The sequence below is a fragment of the Bacillus sp. VA13 genome (assembly GCF_055710085.1).
In genome coordinates, this window is sequence record NZ_JBVQPP010000002.1 from 440,807 (window position 1) to 456,404 (window position 15,598).

Annotated in this window: 20 protein-coding genes; 19 read left to right on the plus strand and 1 reads right to left on the minus strand. The window is 45.5% G+C overall.

Going from position 1 to position 15,598, the window contains the following annotated elements:
- Position 1 precedes the first annotated feature (1 nt).
- Together prmC and AC0C66_RS10410 are read left to right on the plus strand one after the other, a co-directional pair.
- Positions 2–868: a peptide chain release factor N(5)-glutamine methyltransferase gene (prmC, locus tag AC0C66_RS10405; RefSeq protein ID WP_061186488.1), complete on the plus strand. Its 867-nt coding sequence runs from the start codon at positions 2–4 to the stop codon at positions 866–868.
- A 61-nt stretch (positions 869–929) separates the two neighbouring features.
- Positions 930–1,217 (plus strand): DUF5316 family protein, encoded by a 288-nt coding sequence (locus tag AC0C66_RS10410; RefSeq protein WP_014115513.1) that lies wholly within the window; start codon positions 930–932, stop codon positions 1,215–1,217.
- A gap of 17 nt (positions 1,218–1,234) precedes the next feature.
- On the opposite strand, the gene AC0C66_RS10415 is transcribed toward AC0C66_RS10410, so the two are convergent.
- Positions 1,235–1,597, minus strand: a complete 363-nt coding sequence (locus AC0C66_RS10415; RefSeq protein ID WP_014115512.1) for a UPF0715 family protein — start codon at positions 1,595–1,597, stop codon at positions 1,235–1,237.
- Positions 1,598–1,737: 140 nt separating this feature from the next.
- Here AC0C66_RS10415 and spoIIR point away from each other — a divergent pair, with 140 nt between their 5' ends.
- The 17 genes from spoIIR to atpD all read left to right on the plus strand — a co-directional run bounded on the left by spoIIR (position 1,738) and on the right by atpD (position 15,596).
- Positions 1,738–2,412 (plus strand): stage II sporulation protein R, encoded by a 675-nt coding sequence (spoIIR, locus tag AC0C66_RS10420; protein WP_041521093.1) that lies wholly within the window; start codon positions 1,738–1,740, stop codon positions 2,410–2,412.
- 66 nt (positions 2,413–2,478) lie between these two features.
- On the plus strand, positions 2,479–2,922 hold the full coding sequence (locus AC0C66_RS10425) for a GNAT family N-acetyltransferase (RefSeq protein ID WP_041521205.1): 444 nt from the start codon (positions 2,479–2,481) through the stop codon (positions 2,920–2,922).
- Between the two features lie 157 nt (positions 2,923–3,079).
- Positions 3,080–4,120, plus strand: a complete 1,041-nt coding sequence (locus tag AC0C66_RS10430; RefSeq protein WP_061186486.1) for an L-threonylcarbamoyladenylate synthase — start codon at positions 3,080–3,082, stop codon at positions 4,118–4,120.
- 78 nt (positions 4,121–4,198) lie between these two features.
- Positions 4,199–4,756, plus strand: a complete 558-nt coding sequence (locus AC0C66_RS10435; protein ID WP_072182996.1) for a manganese efflux pump MntP — start codon at positions 4,199–4,201, stop codon at positions 4,754–4,756.
- Between the two features lie 75 nt (positions 4,757–4,831).
- Positions 4,832–5,284 (plus strand): low molecular weight protein arginine phosphatase, encoded by a 453-nt coding sequence (locus tag AC0C66_RS10440; protein WP_014115508.1) that lies wholly within the window; start codon positions 4,832–4,834, stop codon positions 5,282–5,284.
- Positions 5,285–5,441: 157 nt separating this feature from the next.
- Positions 5,442–5,891: a ribose 5-phosphate isomerase B gene (rpiB, locus tag AC0C66_RS10445; RefSeq protein ID WP_003221910.1), complete on the plus strand. Its 450-nt coding sequence runs from the start codon at positions 5,442–5,444 to the stop codon at positions 5,889–5,891.
- Positions 5,892–5,903: 12 nt separating this feature from the next.
- Positions 5,904–6,446, plus strand: a complete 543-nt coding sequence (locus tag AC0C66_RS10450) for a TIGR01440 family protein (protein ID WP_461845773.1) — start codon at positions 5,904–5,906, stop codon at positions 6,444–6,446.
- A 204-nt stretch (positions 6,447–6,650) separates the two neighbouring features.
- On the plus strand, positions 6,651–7,898 hold the full coding sequence (glyA, locus tag AC0C66_RS10455) for a serine hydroxymethyltransferase (protein WP_114151121.1): 1,248 nt from the start codon (positions 6,651–6,653) through the stop codon (positions 7,896–7,898).
- 134 nt (positions 7,899–8,032) lie between these two features.
- Positions 8,033–8,662 carry a uracil phosphoribosyltransferase gene (upp, locus tag AC0C66_RS10460; protein WP_003227670.1) on the plus strand — a complete coding sequence of 210 codons (630 nt, stop codon included), beginning with the start codon at positions 8,033–8,035 and terminating at the stop codon, positions 8,660–8,662.
- A gap of 421 nt (positions 8,663–9,083) precedes the next feature.
- Positions 9,084–9,467 (plus strand): ATP synthase subunit I, encoded by a 384-nt coding sequence (atpI, locus tag AC0C66_RS10465; RefSeq protein ID WP_372402244.1) that lies wholly within the window; start codon positions 9,084–9,086, stop codon positions 9,465–9,467.
- A gap of 7 nt (positions 9,468–9,474) precedes the next feature.
- Positions 9,475–10,209 carry a F0F1 ATP synthase subunit A gene (atpB, locus tag AC0C66_RS10470; protein WP_003221896.1) on the plus strand — a complete coding sequence of 245 codons (735 nt, stop codon included), beginning with the start codon at positions 9,475–9,477 and terminating at the stop codon, positions 10,207–10,209.
- Positions 10,210–10,254: 45 nt separating this feature from the next.
- The gene (atpE, locus tag AC0C66_RS10475; RefSeq protein ID WP_003151167.1) at positions 10,255–10,467 is read left to right on the plus strand and encodes a F0F1 ATP synthase subunit C; all 213 of its coding nucleotides are present in this window, start codon (positions 10,255–10,257) and stop codon (positions 10,465–10,467) included.
- Positions 10,468–10,629: 162 nt separating this feature from the next.
- Complete coding sequence (gene atpF, locus AC0C66_RS10480) at positions 10,630–11,142, plus strand: F0F1 ATP synthase subunit B (RefSeq protein WP_003235774.1); 513 nt, start codon at positions 10,630–10,632, stop codon at positions 11,140–11,142.
- Positions 11,139–11,684, plus strand: coding sequence for a F0F1 ATP synthase subunit delta (locus AC0C66_RS10485; protein WP_114151122.1), 546 nt, complete (start codon positions 11,139–11,141; stop codon positions 11,682–11,684). The genes atpF and AC0C66_RS10485 overlap by 4 nt, the downstream gene beginning before the upstream one ends.
- Positions 11,685–11,700: 16 nt before the next feature.
- Positions 11,701–13,209 (plus strand): F0F1 ATP synthase subunit alpha, encoded by a 1,509-nt coding sequence (gene atpA / locus AC0C66_RS10490; protein WP_014115501.1) that lies wholly within the window; start codon positions 11,701–11,703, stop codon positions 13,207–13,209.
- Positions 13,210–13,285: 76 nt separating this feature from the next.
- Positions 13,286–14,149, plus strand: coding sequence for an ATP synthase F1 subunit gamma (gene atpG, locus AC0C66_RS10495; protein WP_003235766.1), 864 nt, complete (start codon positions 13,286–13,288; stop codon positions 14,147–14,149).
- Between the two features lie 25 nt (positions 14,150–14,174).
- The gene (atpD, locus tag AC0C66_RS10500; protein WP_003221884.1) at positions 14,175–15,596 is read left to right on the plus strand and encodes a F0F1 ATP synthase subunit beta; all 1,422 of its coding nucleotides are present in this window, start codon (positions 14,175–14,177) and stop codon (positions 15,594–15,596) included.
- The last annotated feature ends 2 nt before the right edge of the window (positions 15,597–15,598 follow it).

Genomic DNA, 15,598 nt, shown 5'->3' on the forward strand with positions numbered 1-15,598 from the left:
GATGAAGACGATATTTGAAGCCCTGAAATGGGCTTCTTCTTATTTAACCGAAGCGGGAAGAGAAGAAAATGCGGCCGAGCTTCTTTTGCTTTATGATACCGGAATGGACAGAAGCAAGCTGCTCGCCAGCTTACAGGAACCGATTGGCGAAGACGAACTGTATCGCTTTAAGCGTCACGTTGAGATGCATAAAGAGGGCGTGCCGGTTCAGTACATTATCGGAAAAGAGTTTTTTTACGGACGGGAATTTATGGTGAATGATGATGTGCTGATTCCGCGGCCGGAAACAGAAGAGGTTGTCTATCATCTGCTTGAAAAATATCGGCATGTCTTTTCTGAAGACAGCAGGCTCGAAGTCGTTGACGTCGGTACAGGGAGCGGCGCGATAGCCGTCACGCTTGCGCTTGAAAACAAAAACTTTTCTGTGTCGGCTGTCGATATCTCGAAAGAGGCGCTGCAAGTCGCCTCCGCCAATGCGGAAACGCTCGGAGCAGATGTGGGCTTTTATCAGGGCGATCTGCTTGAGCCTTTTATTAAGGCAGGCAAAAAAGCGGATATTGTCGTCTCGAATCCTCCTTATATTTCAGAAGAAGAAATGGCTGATCTATCAGAGATTGTCCGTTTTCATGAGCCGCTGCACGCTCTCACCGATGGCGGAGACGGGCTGAAATTCTATAAGCGGTTTATGGAAGACCTCCCGCTTGTCATGAAGGATAAAGTGTTTGTCGTTTTTGAAATCGGATGGAAACAGGGTGCAGCGGTCAAAGAGCTGATCCTCAAGGCGTTTAAGGGTGCGGAAGTGGAAGTGCTGAAAGATATTAACGGAAAAGACAGAACCATATGCGCCGTGATTCATAAAGATATATAAGCAGCTTGCTGGCGAGTTGATGAATCAAGCTGTGTTAACACCGGCAAAGGGGATGTAAAAGATGAAAAAAGCCCTGGCAGCAGGAATCTTGCTCATTGCGATTGAGAGCATGGTTGGCACTATTTTTCCGCAGGCTCTTTCATATGAAACGCTGTTTGGCGTTGCGTCTCTCGTTTTGATTGGGCTTGCGATCATCACATCGGGTTTGGCTGTAAGCGGAAGCGATCAGCGGGCAAACTACCATTCAGAAACCAAAGAAGGCCGTACAGCCCGCTTGAAAATGGCGGCTGCTTTCTTTGTTGCGGCGATACCTTCTATTCTATGTTATTTGCTGACGGTTTTGTTTTAATGAAAAAGGAAGCCTCTTTAGGCTTCCTTTTTTTGCAGTAAAACAGAATCCCATATCCAATAGACAAGAGCTGTTAATACAGCGAAGATGTAAAAGGCTGTATTTTGAAACAGAGATTGTCCCGAAGGCTGCAACACGCCGAAAATGATTGCGTTGGCAATAAAAGCCGCAATAAGGTAATACAGCAGATACAAAGGGCTGAACCGTTTCGGTTTTTTATTCATCATGAATTGAAGCGGCAGCGCAAATACCAAATAAGGAAACAGAAAATAAAATGCCATCGTGATGACAGCGGCAATGATAAATGAATGAATATAGATAATCGAATAAAGAACCGACATCGTGAATGCTGATAACAGCACTGTATAATTATATTTCATCTTAAACCTCCTAAAACACTATCGTACCATAAATTAGATTAACAGCTTGCTAGATTTTTTTCACCCTGTACGTTTACCTTAGGCTCTCCTTGTCCATAATAGGGCTAGAAACAAAGCACGGAGAGGAACGGTGGGGACTGATGAAAAAAACAGTAATCATATGTATATATATCTTTCTTTTATTATCCGGAGCGCTTGTAGGGCTGGCAAAAGAAGAGACGGCACAGCGATCAGAAAATCAGCCGGTGGTCATACCGGATCAGGCGATTCGCCTGAGAATATTAGCAAATAGCGACAGTGACAAAGATCAGCAATTAAAACGTCATATAAGAGACGCAGTGAATAAAGAAATCACAACTTGGGTAAAAGATATTACTTCTATTGAAGAAGCACGGCGTGTGATTCGCTCAAAGCTCCCTGAAATCAAAGCAATTGCAAAGGAAACAATGGAGAAAGAAGGAGCGAACCAATCGATATCCGTTGATTTTGACAAAATCTCATTTCCGACAAAGCTTTACGGCAACATGGTATATCCGGCTGGTGAGTATGAAGCGATTCTGATTACGCTTGGAAACGGCGATGGCGCCAACTGGTGGTGTGTGCTGTTCCCGCCGCTCTGCTTTCTCGATTTTTCTAATGGGGAAGCCGTCAAAGAACAAGAAGATAAAGAAGCCTCAAAAAAGCAGACTGAAAAAGTGCTTGAGGACGTAACCGCTAAAGCGGAAAAAGCCAAAAAAGCAGAGAAAGAAGAGAAGGAAGACGGCACAGAAGTGAAATTCTTCTTAGTCGAATGGATTTCCGACCTTTTTTCCTAAACACCTGGTCTAAAAATAGATTTGCCTCATAGATTGGAAGAAAGAATGCAAAAACGGGGTGAACGGATGTTTTATCAACTGCGGGTGGCAAGGGAAAAAGACGGAGACGTGCTCGAGGAATTTTTAAAACAGGCGAAAACCAATCATGAAGGCGTGAAAGAAGGCTTCACCCAGTTTCTTATGCTGGAGGACAGCGAGAAAAACATTGCCGGATGTCTCGGAATTGAAAAAATAAGCTGTGATCAAGGGCTGCTGCGATCACTTGTGATATCGGACAAGCTTCACCAAGGCCATGTCGTGACGCTCTTTCAGAGCATGGAGCTGCTGTGCGAAAAGCACCAGATCAAAACAGTATATTTAATAGCGAACCAGCATTCCTCTGCTGACTTTCTGGCGGCACTGGGATTTGAACCAGCTGAAAGCGTACCTGAAGAGCTGTTTTCTTCTGATCACTTCTGTGAATCGCGGCAAACCGAAGGGGCCGTCTTGATGAAAAAAGCGTCTGGATAAGTGTGATTTATACACATACTTATCCACTTCTTCATTAGCGTTGTCCACAATTTGTGGATAACGCTTGTTTTATTACAGGACATCTTTTATACTTTCAAAAGGATTACACGCGTAAAACAATCGTTTTATTGTTGTGAATAAGGAGTTTGGTCAGAAAATGAAAACGAAAAGATGGTTTGTGGATGTAACTGGCGAGTTATCCACAAATGATCCACAAATTGCACAAGCAGCTGCTTTGCTTCGGGAAAATGAGGTCGTTGCGTTCCCGACAGAAACGGTATACGGTCTCGGCGCAAACGCGAAAAACACAGATGCTGTCAAAAAAATATATGAGGCAAAAGGGCGGCCGAGCGATAATCCCCTGATTGTCCACATTGCGGACATCGGTCAGCTGAACGGTTTAACGGGTCCGGCGCCCGAAAAGGCGAAAACATTGATGAAACGGTTTTGGCCTGGAGCACTTACGCTCATTCTACCTTGCAAACCTGGTGCGCTCTCACCTCGTGTAACGGCAGGGCTTGAAACGGTTGCCATTAGGATGCCGGATCATCCGCTTGCCCTAGCATTGATTCGCGAGTCGGGTTTGCCGATTGCGGCACCTAGCGCCAATCTATCAGGCAAGCCAAGTCCGACAAAGGCGGAACATGTGGCTCACGACTTGGATGGCCGAATAGCTGGCATTATGGACGGAGGCCCTACTGGGATTGGGGTCGAATCAACCGTACTTTCATGTGCAGGCGACATCCCTGTTCTCCTGCGCCCGGGTGGCATTACGAAAGAACAAATTGAAGCGGAGATCGGGCCGATCCTTGTGGATAAAGGACTCAGCGATCAAAATGAGAAGCCGATTTCTCCAGGGATGAAATATACACATTATGCGCCGACAGCGCCGCTTGCTATTTGCGAAGGCGGCCCAGAGCGCATTCAGCATCTCATTCAAGAATATCAACAGGGCGGCAGACGGGTCGGTGTCCTGACGACAGAAGAAAACGCGGGTGTTTATTCCGCTGATTATGTGAAGAGCTGCGGCAGACGGGCTCAGCTTGAGACTGTTGCGGCTGCGCTGTACGATGCTTTACGCAGCTTCGATGAGAATAAGGTGGATTTTATTATCGCGGAATCCTTTCCAGACACGGGCGTGGGTCTCGCCATTATGAACAGGCTGATGAAAGCCGCCGGAGGAAGAGTGATTCGCTGAACACAGTCAGATGTTCTAACCCTTTTTGGACACGCATAGGCTAAAAAAGCGGGGCGTGTCCAAGGGGGTTATTCATGTATGTCGGATTTGTTCATAGGCGAACTGATTACTTTAAGCATCATGGCGTTTGCTTTAGGGATGGATGCTTTTTCTGTCGGTCTCGGAATGGGCATGGTCAAACTCAGGAAAAAGCAGATATTCTATATTGGTTTCATCATCGGCCTCTTCCACGTCATCATGCCTCTCGGGGGGATGGCGGCCGGTAACATGCTGTCAGGGCTCTTCGGTGTGTTAGCGGTTTATATCGGGGGTTCGCTGCTATTTGTTCTGGGGGTTCAAATGCTTACGGCCTCTTTTAAACAGTCAGAAGAACGATTCATGTCGCCGACAGGGCCGGGCTTATTGCTGTTTGCCATCGGCGTTAGCCTTGACAGCTTCTCCGTCGGTTTGAGCTTGGGGATATACGGATCACATCCGCTCCTTACCATTACCCTGTTCGGGCTTTTCAGCATGATTTTGACATGGCTGGGCCTGCTGATCGGAAAACAAGTGCAGTCATGGCTTGGCACATACAGCGAAGCGCTCGGGGGCATCATATTAATCGTATTCGGCCTAAAGTTGCTTTTGCCAATTTAATATACCAATAAAAGAAACGAAGTCGCCGTTTCTTTTTTCTTCATATATAATAGAGAAAAATAAGGGGTGACTGACATGAATATTATTTTTGTCTGTACTGGAAATACGTGCCGCAGCCCAATGGCTGAGGCGCTTTTTAAATCAATTGCAGAAACGGAAGGGCTGAATGTCAGTGTCCGCTCGGCAGGCGTGTTTGCTTCGCCTAATGGGAGAGCGACGCCTCAAGCGGTCGAAGCGCTGTTTGAAAAACACATTGCCCTGAATCATGTGTCTTCTCCATTAACTGAAGAACATATGAAATCAGCTGATTTGATTCTGGCTATGACCCATCAGCACAAACAGATCATTGCCAGCCAATTTGGACGTTATCGTGATAAAGTGTTTACGCTAAAAGAATATGCCACAGGCAGCCATGGGGATGTTATCGATCCGTTCGGCGGTTCAATTGACATCTATAAACAAACGAGAGATGAGCTTGAAGAGCTTCTTCGGCAGCTGGCAAAACAACTGAAAAAAGACGGCAGGTAAGTTGTCAGAAAATCTGCAAACAGGTCATTTGCAAATCCTGCGTGAAGGAGTAGAATATAGTGAAAAGCACATCATATGGTGTGAATGAAAGAGCGGACAGGCTGCGCGGTCAACATAGCGGGCGGGGCCGTATCACACACGCTGGGAGGAAAAGCAGATGAAAGTAGCCATAGCATCGGATCATGGCGGCGTTCACATTCGAAATGAAATCAAAGAGTTAATGGACGAATTGCAAATTGAATATATTGATATGGGCTGTGACTGTGGCAGCGGATCTGTCGATTATCCGGATTATGCTTTTCCGGTGGCCGAAAAAGTGGTTAGCGGCGAAGTTGACAGAGGGATTTTAATTTGCGGGACAGGTATTGGCATGAGCATTTCCGCCAATAAAGTCAAAGGCATCCGCTGCGCGCTGGCGCACGATACATTCAGCGCAAAGGCGACGAGAGAGCATAATGATACTAACATCCTCGCGATGGGTGAACGAGTGATCGGCCCCGGTTTGGCGCGGGAAATTGCGAAAATCTGGCTGACCACTGAGTTTACCGGCGGAAGACATCAAACCCGTATTGGAAAAATCTCAGATTATGAAGAGAAAAACCTGTAGGGGTGCTGTTCAATGAATGAGATCAAGCAAACGTGGAATAGGATGCTGTCTGAATTTCAGGAACAAGCGGGATTGAAACAGGATCAGCTCTTTGTCCTTGGATGCAGCACGAGCGAAGTGGCTGGCAGCCGGATCGGAACATCGGGCAATGTAGACATCGCGGAAAGCATCTACAGCGGGCTTGCCGGGCTTAAGGAAAAAACGGGAATCCATCTCGCGTTTCAATGCTGTGAGCATTTGAATAGAGCACTTGTCATCGAGGAAGAAACGGCCCGGCTGTTAAGGCTTCCAACCGTTTCTGCCGTACCCGTTCCGAAAGCGGGCGGGGCGATGGCTTCTTATGCGTTTAAGCAGATGAAGTCTCCTGTTCTTGTCGAAACCATTCAGGCTGATGCCGGGATAGACATCGGCGATACGTTTATCGGCATGCATCTGAAGCCGGTGGCTGTCCCTGTACGAGTCTCTCAAAACAGTCTAGGTGCAGCCCATGTGACATTAGCGCGTACGCGGCCGAAACTGATCGGCGGAGTACGGGCCGTTTATGAGTGCGAATGAAAGGACTGCATGCCAGTCTTTTCTTTTGTTTTAAGGAAGAAAATAAATTCCGAACTTTAATTTAAATTTAAGTTATTAATATTCGTTTTTACCAATAAAAGTTTTGATTTTTTAAAAATAATCTTTTACATTGGCCTAAAAAACCATGTACAATAGTGGTGGTAAAAACAAAGAACAGGATACGGATAGGAGAGGATCTCGCTGATGAAACATTTACCTGCGCAAGACGAACAAGTGTTTAACGCCATTAAAAATGAGCGTGAACGCCAACAGACTAAGATCGAATTGATTGCTTCTGAGAACTTTGTAAGTGAAGCGGTTATGGAAGCACAAGGATCTGTTTTGACAAATAAATACGCTGAGGGATATCCGGGCAAACGCTACTATGGCGGATGTGAGCACGTCGATGTCGTTGAAGATATCGCTCGTGACCGCGCGAAGGAGATCTTTGGAGCGGAGCATGTAAACGTTCAGCCGCATTCAGGCGCACAAGCAAACATGGCAGTGTACTTCACGATTTTGGAGCAAGGCGATACTGTACTTGGGATGAACCTCTCCCACGGCGGCCATTTAACACACGGAAGTCCAGTCAACTTCAGTGGTGTTCAATATAACTTTGTTGAGTACGGCGTAGATAAAGAAACTCAATATATTGATTACGATGACGTGCGTGAAAAAGCCCTCGCTCATAAGCCGAAGCTTATCGTAGCAGGAGCAAGTGCGTATCCTCGTACAATCGACTTTAAAAAATTCCGTGAAATTGCTGATGAAGTCGGCGCTTACTTCATGGTGGATATGGCGCATATCGCAGGACTTGTTGCGGCAGGCCTTCATCCGAACCCGGTTCCTTACGCTGATTTCGTGACAACAACAACACATAAAACACTTCGCGGACCTCGCGGCGGTATGATCCTTTGCCGTGAAGAGTTCGGCAAGAAAATTGATAAATCGATCTTCCCTGGAATTCAAGGCGGCCCGCTGATGCACGTTATTGCCGCAAAAGCAGTTTCATTCGGCGAAGTATTGCAGGACGATTTCAAAACATATGCACAAAACGTTATTTCAAATGCAAAACGCCTGGCTGAAGCGTTAACGAAAGAGGGCATCCAGCTCGTTTCAGGCGGAACTGACAACCACCTTATCCTTGTTGACCTTCGTTCTCTCGGACTGACTGGTAAGGTTGCGGAGCACGTGCTTGATGAAATCGGTATTACGTCTAACAAAAACGCGATCCCATACGATCCGGAAAAACCTTTCGTAACAAGCGGTATCCGTCTTGGTACAGCTGCTGTGACAAGCCGCGGTTTTGACGGAGACGCATTGGATGAAGTCGGTGCCATCATTGGGCTTGCATTGAAAAACCACGAAGATGAAGGAAAACTAGAAGAAGCGAGACAGCGTGTAGCTGCTCTGACTGACAAATTTCCTCTATATAAAGAATTAAATTACTAAGATCCTAAAACCCGCTCGGGCCAATGCCCGGCGGGTTTTTTGACGATGTTCTTGAAACTCCATGTCTTTTTTTGTAGAATCAATAGAAGTGTGTAATTGTTGATGGGACAATAAAAAAGGAGCTGAAACACAGTATGGGAAAGGTTTATGTATTTGATCATCCTTTAATTCAGCACAAGCTGACATATATACGGAATGAAAATACAGGTACGAAAGATTTTAGAGAGCTTGTAGACGAAGTAGCCACTCTTATGGCGTTTGAAATTACCCGCGATCTTCCTTTAGAAGAAGTGGATATCAATACACCGGTTCAGGCTGCGAAATCGAAAGTCATCTCAGGGAAAAAACTTGGAGTGGTTCCTATCCTCAGAGCGGGATTAGGAATGGTTGACGGTATCTTAAAACTGATTCCTGCAGCAAAAGTGGGACATGTCGGCCTGTACCGTGATCCTGAAACCTTAAAACCCGTGGAATACTATGTCAAGCTTCCTTCTGACGTGGAAGAGCGTGAATTCATCGTGGTTGACCCGATGCTGGCCACAGGCGGTTCCGCAGTTGAAGCCATTCACAGCCTCAAAAAGCGCGGTGCGAAAAATATTCGTTTCATGTGTCTTGTAGCGGCACCGGAGGGTGTGGAAGAATTGCAGAAGCATCATTCAGACGTGGATATTTACATCGCGGCACTTGATGAAAAACTAAATGAAAAAGGTTATATTGTTCCAGGTCTCGGAGACGCGGGAGACCGTATGTTTGGAACAAAATAAAAAAAGAAAACCCCCAAAAAGGGTTTTCTTTTTTTATCCAGTTATTTGCTATTCGGTCAATTTGTATACAATTATAGGTGAAAATGTGAACATTCTGTGGAGGCGTACAGTATAAAAAGTTTTTTAACTTTAAACAGATTGACACATGTTAGGGGCTATTGTATGCTAAACGAGGGTATTATGAGAAGGTTTTCATAGCTTTCATTATAGTCCTCATCCTCAATGTAAATCCTCTCAGTAAACCCGTATTATGAGGATTTATTTAAGCGAATGAAACAGCATCCTTGCAAGGCTTGCGGATGAATGATTTTTTCGAACAGGCCCGTTTTGCCGGTCAAAAAAGGTCTTCTACTAGGGTTAACCGCTGATTTATGCCGTATCTAAGCTATACATTATTTTTTCATCAGGAGACAGATAATTGATGGACGATCCCAAGCTTACATTTAGCAGACAACGTAAATATCTATTGTTCATTTTGGCAGTGTATGTACTGGGTTATGGTTTAACAGCGTATAAAACCGTTTTTTTAGGCCTTATTCTGGGAACTGTTTTCAGTTTGTTTAATTTTTTACTGCTCGTCAGGAGAATGAACGCTTTTGACAGAGCCGTTGAGAAAGGGAAGTCCATACGATCTCTTGGGAGCGCAGCGCGGTGGTGCAATGCGATTCTTGCTGCCGCTGTTGCCTATAAAAATCCCGAGCATTTTCATATGGCAAGTACAATTATTGGATTAATGACAATATACCCTGTCATTATGATAGATTCCTTTATCCAGCTTAAACGTTCATCAATGGAAGAGAGGTGAAAACCCTTTGAATCATGAATACAGAACTATTGAATTTCTAGGTCTTACTTTTAATCTGACAAACATTCTGATGATTACTGTGGCGAGTGTAATTGTTTTATTGATTGCTATATTAACGACAAGAACGCTTTCGATCCGTCCCGGAAAAGCCCAGAATTTTATGGAATGGGTTGTGGATTTCGTCCGCAATATTATCGGCAGTACAATGGATTTGAAAACAGGGGCTAACTTCTTGGCACTTGGTGTCACATTGCTGATGTACATATTTGTGTCGAATATGCTGGGGCTGCCGTTCTCTATTACAATCGGACATGAGCTCTGGTGGAAATCTCCGACAGCCGATCCTGCCATTACATTAACGCTAGCCGTGATGGTTGTTGCTTTAACTCACTACTATGGTGTGAAGATGAAAGGGCTCAAGGAATATTCCAAAGACTATTTAAGACCTGTTCCATTCATGCTCCCGATGAAAATCATTGAAGAGTTTGCGAATACGCTGACTCTCGGTTTGCGGCTTTATGGTAACATCTTCGCCGGTGAGATTCTTCTCGGCCTGCTTGCGGGATTAGCGACAAGCCATTACTCACAAAGCGTGGCTCTCGGTCTTGTTGGTACAATCGGCGCCATTCTGCCAATGCTGGCATGGCAAGCATTCAGTTTATTTATAGGTGCCATCCAAGCGTTTATCTTTACAATGCTGACGATGGTGTACATGTCTCATAAAATCAGTCATGATCATTAAAACATTATATCCAAACGGATAACATTTTAAAGGAGGAACTTTTTCATGAATTTAATAGCAGCTGCGATTGCAATTGGTTTAGGTGCACTTGGTGCAGGTATTGGTAACGGTTTGATTGTTTCACGTACGGTAGAGGGGATTGCCCGTCAGCCGGAAGCAGGTAAAGAACTTAGAACTCTTATGTTCATGGGTATCGCATTAGTTGAAGCCCTTCCTATTATCGCTGTCGTTATCGCATTCTTAGCGTTCTTTGGCTAAGCATAAAAGCCTTATATGAACTAAAAATGGCGAAGATCATTCCAAGAGAACCTTCGCCATTGCTTTATGTCTGATAAGCATCCCGCCTTGCCGGCTGAAAAGAGACAAGTGCGGCTGCTGGATCAGCAAAGAAAAACCTGCAGAAGGGAGTTGCCGTAGTAGATGTCTCAATTACCACTTGAACTAGGATTTTCGTTTAACGGCGGAGATATCCTGTTCCAACTGTTAGCTATGTTAATCTTATTAGCGCTTCTGAAGAAATACGCTTTAGGGCCGCTATTAAACATAATGAAACAGCGTGAAGACCACATCGCTGGAGAAATTACGTCTGCTGAAGAAAAAAATAAAGAAGCGCAGCAGCTGATTGAAGAGCAGCGCGTTCTTTTAAAAGAAGCAAGACAGGAATCCCAAACTCTTATCGAAAACGCAAAGAAACTGGGAGATAAGCAAAAAGAAGAGATTATTCAGGCTGCACGTGCAGAATCTGAACGTCTGAAAGAAGCAGCAAGAACTGAAATCGTGAAGGAAAAAGAACAGGCGGTTTCTGCTCTCCGCGAGCAAGTAGCGTCTCTTTCTGTCATGATTGCGTCGAAAGTGATCGAAAAAGAACTGGATGAACAAGCTCAAGAGAAATTGATCCAGGACTATCTTAAAGAGGTAGGAGAAAGCCGATGAGTGGATCAGCTGTCTCTAAACGATATGCGTCAGCTCTTTTTGATATTGCCAATGAGTCCGCTCAGCTGAATCAAGTTGAAGAAGAGCTAACCGTTGTAAAACAAGTGTTTCAAAATGAAAAAGCGTTTAATGACGTGTTAAACCATCCGAAGGTGCCGGCTGCGAAGAAAAAAGAGCTGATTCAAAATGCATTTGGCTCTTTGTCGCAGTCCGTGCTCAATACGATTTTTCTTTTGATTGACCGCCATCGTGCCACGATTGTGCCTGAGCTCACAGATGAGTTTATCAAACTCGCAAATGAGGCTCGTCAAATAGAAGACGCGACCGTATATTCAGTGAAACCGCTGACGGATGCAGAAATTTTATCATTATCACAAGTGTTTGCAAAAAAAGCCGGAGTCGCTTCACTGAGAATCAGAAATGAAGTGCAGACGGATTTAATAGGCGGCATTAAAGTCCGCATTGGTAACCGGATTTTTGACGGCAGCGTAAGCGGAAAGCTTCAGCGCATTGAACGTCAACTAGCCGGGGAAAATCGATAGAAGGGGTGAAACCTAAGTGAGCATCAAAGCTGAAGAGATTAGCACGCTGATAAAACAGCAAATACAAAATTATCAATCTGATATTGAAGTTCAAGACGTAGGTACAGTCATCCAAGTCGGTGACGGTATTGCTCGTGTACACGGCCTTGACAATTGTATGGCCGGTGAACTTGTCGAATTTTCAAACGGTGTTTTGGGTATGGCTCAAAACCTTGAAGAATCAAACGTAGGTATCGTCATCTTAGGACCTTTCAGTGAGATCCGTGAGGGAGACGAAGTAAAAAGAACAGGCCGCATCATGGAGGTTCCTGTCGGTGAGGAACTAATCGGCCGTATTGTGAACCCATTAGGTCAGCCGGTAGACGGACTTGGCCCGATCCTCACAAGCAAAACACGTCCGATCGAAAGCCCTGCACCAGGCGTTATGGACCGTAAATCCGTTCATGAACCGCTTCAAACGGGTATTAAAGCGATCGATGCACTGATTCCAATCGGCCGCGGCCAGCGTGAGCTGATCATCGGTGACCGTCAAACAGGTAAAACTTCTGTTGCGATCGATGCGATCCTTAACCAAAAAGACCAAGACATGATCTGCGTATACGTTGCGATCGGTCAAAAAGAATCAACAGTCCGCGGCGTAGTAGAAACATTGCGTAAGCACGGCGCGCTTGATTATACAATCGTTGTAACGGCGTCTGCGTCACAGCCGGCACCGCTTCTGTACCTGGCTCCATATGCAGGGGTTACAATGGCAGAAGAATTTATGTACAACGGCAAGCACGTTCTTGTTGTATACGATGATCTTTCTAAACAAGCGGCTGCTTACCGTGAGCTGTCCTTGCTTCTTCGCCGTCCGCCAGGCCGTGAAGCGTTCCCTGGGGATGTATTCTACCTTCATTCCCGTCTGCTTGAGCGTGCAGCAAAGCTTAGTGACGCGAAAGGCGCAGGATCAATTACAGCTCTGCCGTTCGTAGAAACACAAGCCGGAGATATCTCTGCTTATATTCCGACGAACGTCATTTCCATCACCGACGGACAGATTTTCCTGCAATCTGATTTGTTCTTCTCAGGCGTACGTCCAGCGATCAACGCCGGATTGTCTGTATCCCGTGTCGGCGGTTCAGCGCAAATCAAAGCGATGAAAAAAGTATCAGGAACTTTGCGTCTTGACCTTGCATCATACCGTGAGCTGGAAGCATTCGCTCAATTCGGATCTGACCTCGACCAAGCGACTCAGGCGAAACTGAACCGCGGTGCGCGTACAGTTGAAGTGCTGAAGCAGGATCTGAACAAGCCGCTTCCGGTTGAAAAGCAAGTAGCCATTCTTTATGCGCTGACAAAAGGATATCTTGATGATATTCCTGTAGCGGATATCAGACGTTTTGAAGAAGAGTACTACATGTACCTTGACCAAAACCATAAAGAACTGCTTGATGGAATTGCGAAAACAGGAAACCTTCCTGCTGATGAAGACTTCAAAGCTGCAATCGAAGGCTTCAAACGCACATTTGCACCAAGCAACTAACTCGAATGCTGATGAGAGAAAAAGGTTCTCTTTTTCTCTCTTTTTACGCAGATGAAGAGAAAAGGTGGTGAAATCTTTGGCCTCATTACGCGATATTAAGTCAAGGATCACGTCAACGAAAAAAACGAGTCAGATTACAAAAGCCATGCAGATGGTATCTGCGGCTAAGCTGAATCGTGCTGAAAACAATGCAAAATCATTTGTGCCATATATGGATAAGATCCAAGAGGTTGTGTCAAATGTCGGGAGAGTTTCCGGCAACGTGAAACATCCGATGCTTCTCAGCAGAGAAGTGAAAAAGACAGCATACCTTGTCATTACGTCTGACCGCGGTCTTGCCGGCGCTTTTAACAGTTCGGTTTTACGAAGTGCTTATCAGGCCATGCAAGAACGTCATCAATCTAAGGATGAGTATGCGGTAATCGTCATCGGAAGAGTGGGCCGTGATTTCTTTAAGAAACGTGAGATTCCTATCATTTCCGAGTTAACAGGACTTGGAGATGAAGTAACGTTTACAGAAATTAAGGATCTTGCCCGACAAACGATCCAAATGTTTATAGACGGGGCGTTTGATGAATTGCACCTTGTTTATAACCATTTTGTCAGCGCCATTTCTCAAGAAGTAACGGAGAAAAAACTTCTGCCGTTATCTGATTTGGGCAGCGGCGGCGGAAAGAGAACGGCGTCTTATGAATTTGAACCGTCTGAAGAGGAGGTTCTGGAGGTTTTGCTTCCTCAATATGCAGAAAGCTTAATCTTCGGTGCGCTTCTTGACAGTAAAGCAAGTGAGCATGCAGCAAGAATGACGGCGATGAAAAACGCGACAGACAACGCGAAGGAACTTATCGATTCACTTTCGCTTTCTTACAACCGCGCTCGCCAAGCAGCCATCACACAAGAAATTACGGAAATTGTCGGCGGAGCAGCCGCTTTAGAATAGAAAGATTTTGTCAGGAGGGATAGCGATGAAGAAAGGACGCGTTAGCCAGGTATTAGGACCGGTCGTCGACGTGCGTTTTGAAGACGGTCATTTGCCTGAAATTTATAATGCGATTAAAATTTCACAGCCAGCTGCAAGTGAAAACGAAGTAGGTATTGATTTAACGCTTGAGGTCGCTCTTCATTTAGGTGATGATACAGTCCGTACAATCGCAATGGCATCTACGGACGGTGTTCAGCGCGGAATGGAAGCTGTAGATACAGGAGCGCCAATCTCAGTACCGGTTGGTGATGTAACACTTGGCCGTGTATTTAACGTACTCGGAGAAAATATTGATTTGAATGAGCCAGTTCCTGCGGATGCGAAAAAGGATCCGATTCACAGACAGGCGCCTTCATTTGATCAGCTTTCAACAGAAGTTGAAATTCTTGAAACAGGTATTAAAGTTGTTGACTTGCTTGCTCCTTACATCAAGGGCGGTAAGATCGGATTGTTCGGCGGTGCCGGTGTAGGTAAAACCGTATTAATCCAGGAATTAATCAACAACATCGCGCAAGAGCACGGCGGTATCTCTGTATTTGCCGGTGTAGGAGAGCGTACTCGTGAAGGGAACGACCTTTTCTACGAAATGAGCGACTCTGGCGTCATCAACAAAACAGCCATGGTATTCGGACAAATGAACGAGCCGCCGGGCGCACGTATGCGTGTTGCTTTGACAGGTCTTACAATGGCTGAGCACTTCCGTGATGAACAAGGACAGGACGTACTGTTCTTCATCGATAACATTTTCCGTTTCACACAAGCAGGTTCAGAGGTTTCTGCCCTTCTTGGCCGTATGCCTTCAGCGGTTGGTTATCAGCCGACGCTTGCGACAGAAATGGGTCAGCTTCAAGAGCGTATCACGTCTACTAACGTTGGATCAGTTACATCTATCCAGGCGATCTACGTGCCTGCCGATGACTACACTGACCCGGCGCCGGCAACAACGTTCGCTCACTTGGATGCGACAACAAACCTTGAGCGTAAGTTAACTGAGATGGGTATTTACCCTGCGGTTGATCCGTTGGCTTCTACATCACGCGCCCTTGCTCCTGAAATTGTTGGAGAAGAGCATTATGCAGTTGCCCGTGAAGTACAGTCAACGCTTCAGCGTTACAAAGAGCTTCAAGATATCATTGCGATTCTCGGTATGGATGAATTGAGTGATGAAGACAAGCTTGTCGTTCAACGCGCACGCCGTATTCAGTTCTTCCTTTCTCAAAACTTCCACGTGGCTGAACAGTTCACTGGACAAAAAGGTTCTTACGTGCCTGTGAAAGAAACGGTTCAAGGTTTCAAAGAAATCTTAGCCGGCAAATACGACCATCTTCCTGAAGATGCGTTCCGTCTTGTAGGCCGTATCGAAGAAGTTGTTGAGAAAGCAAAAGAAATGGGTGTAGAAGTTTAATC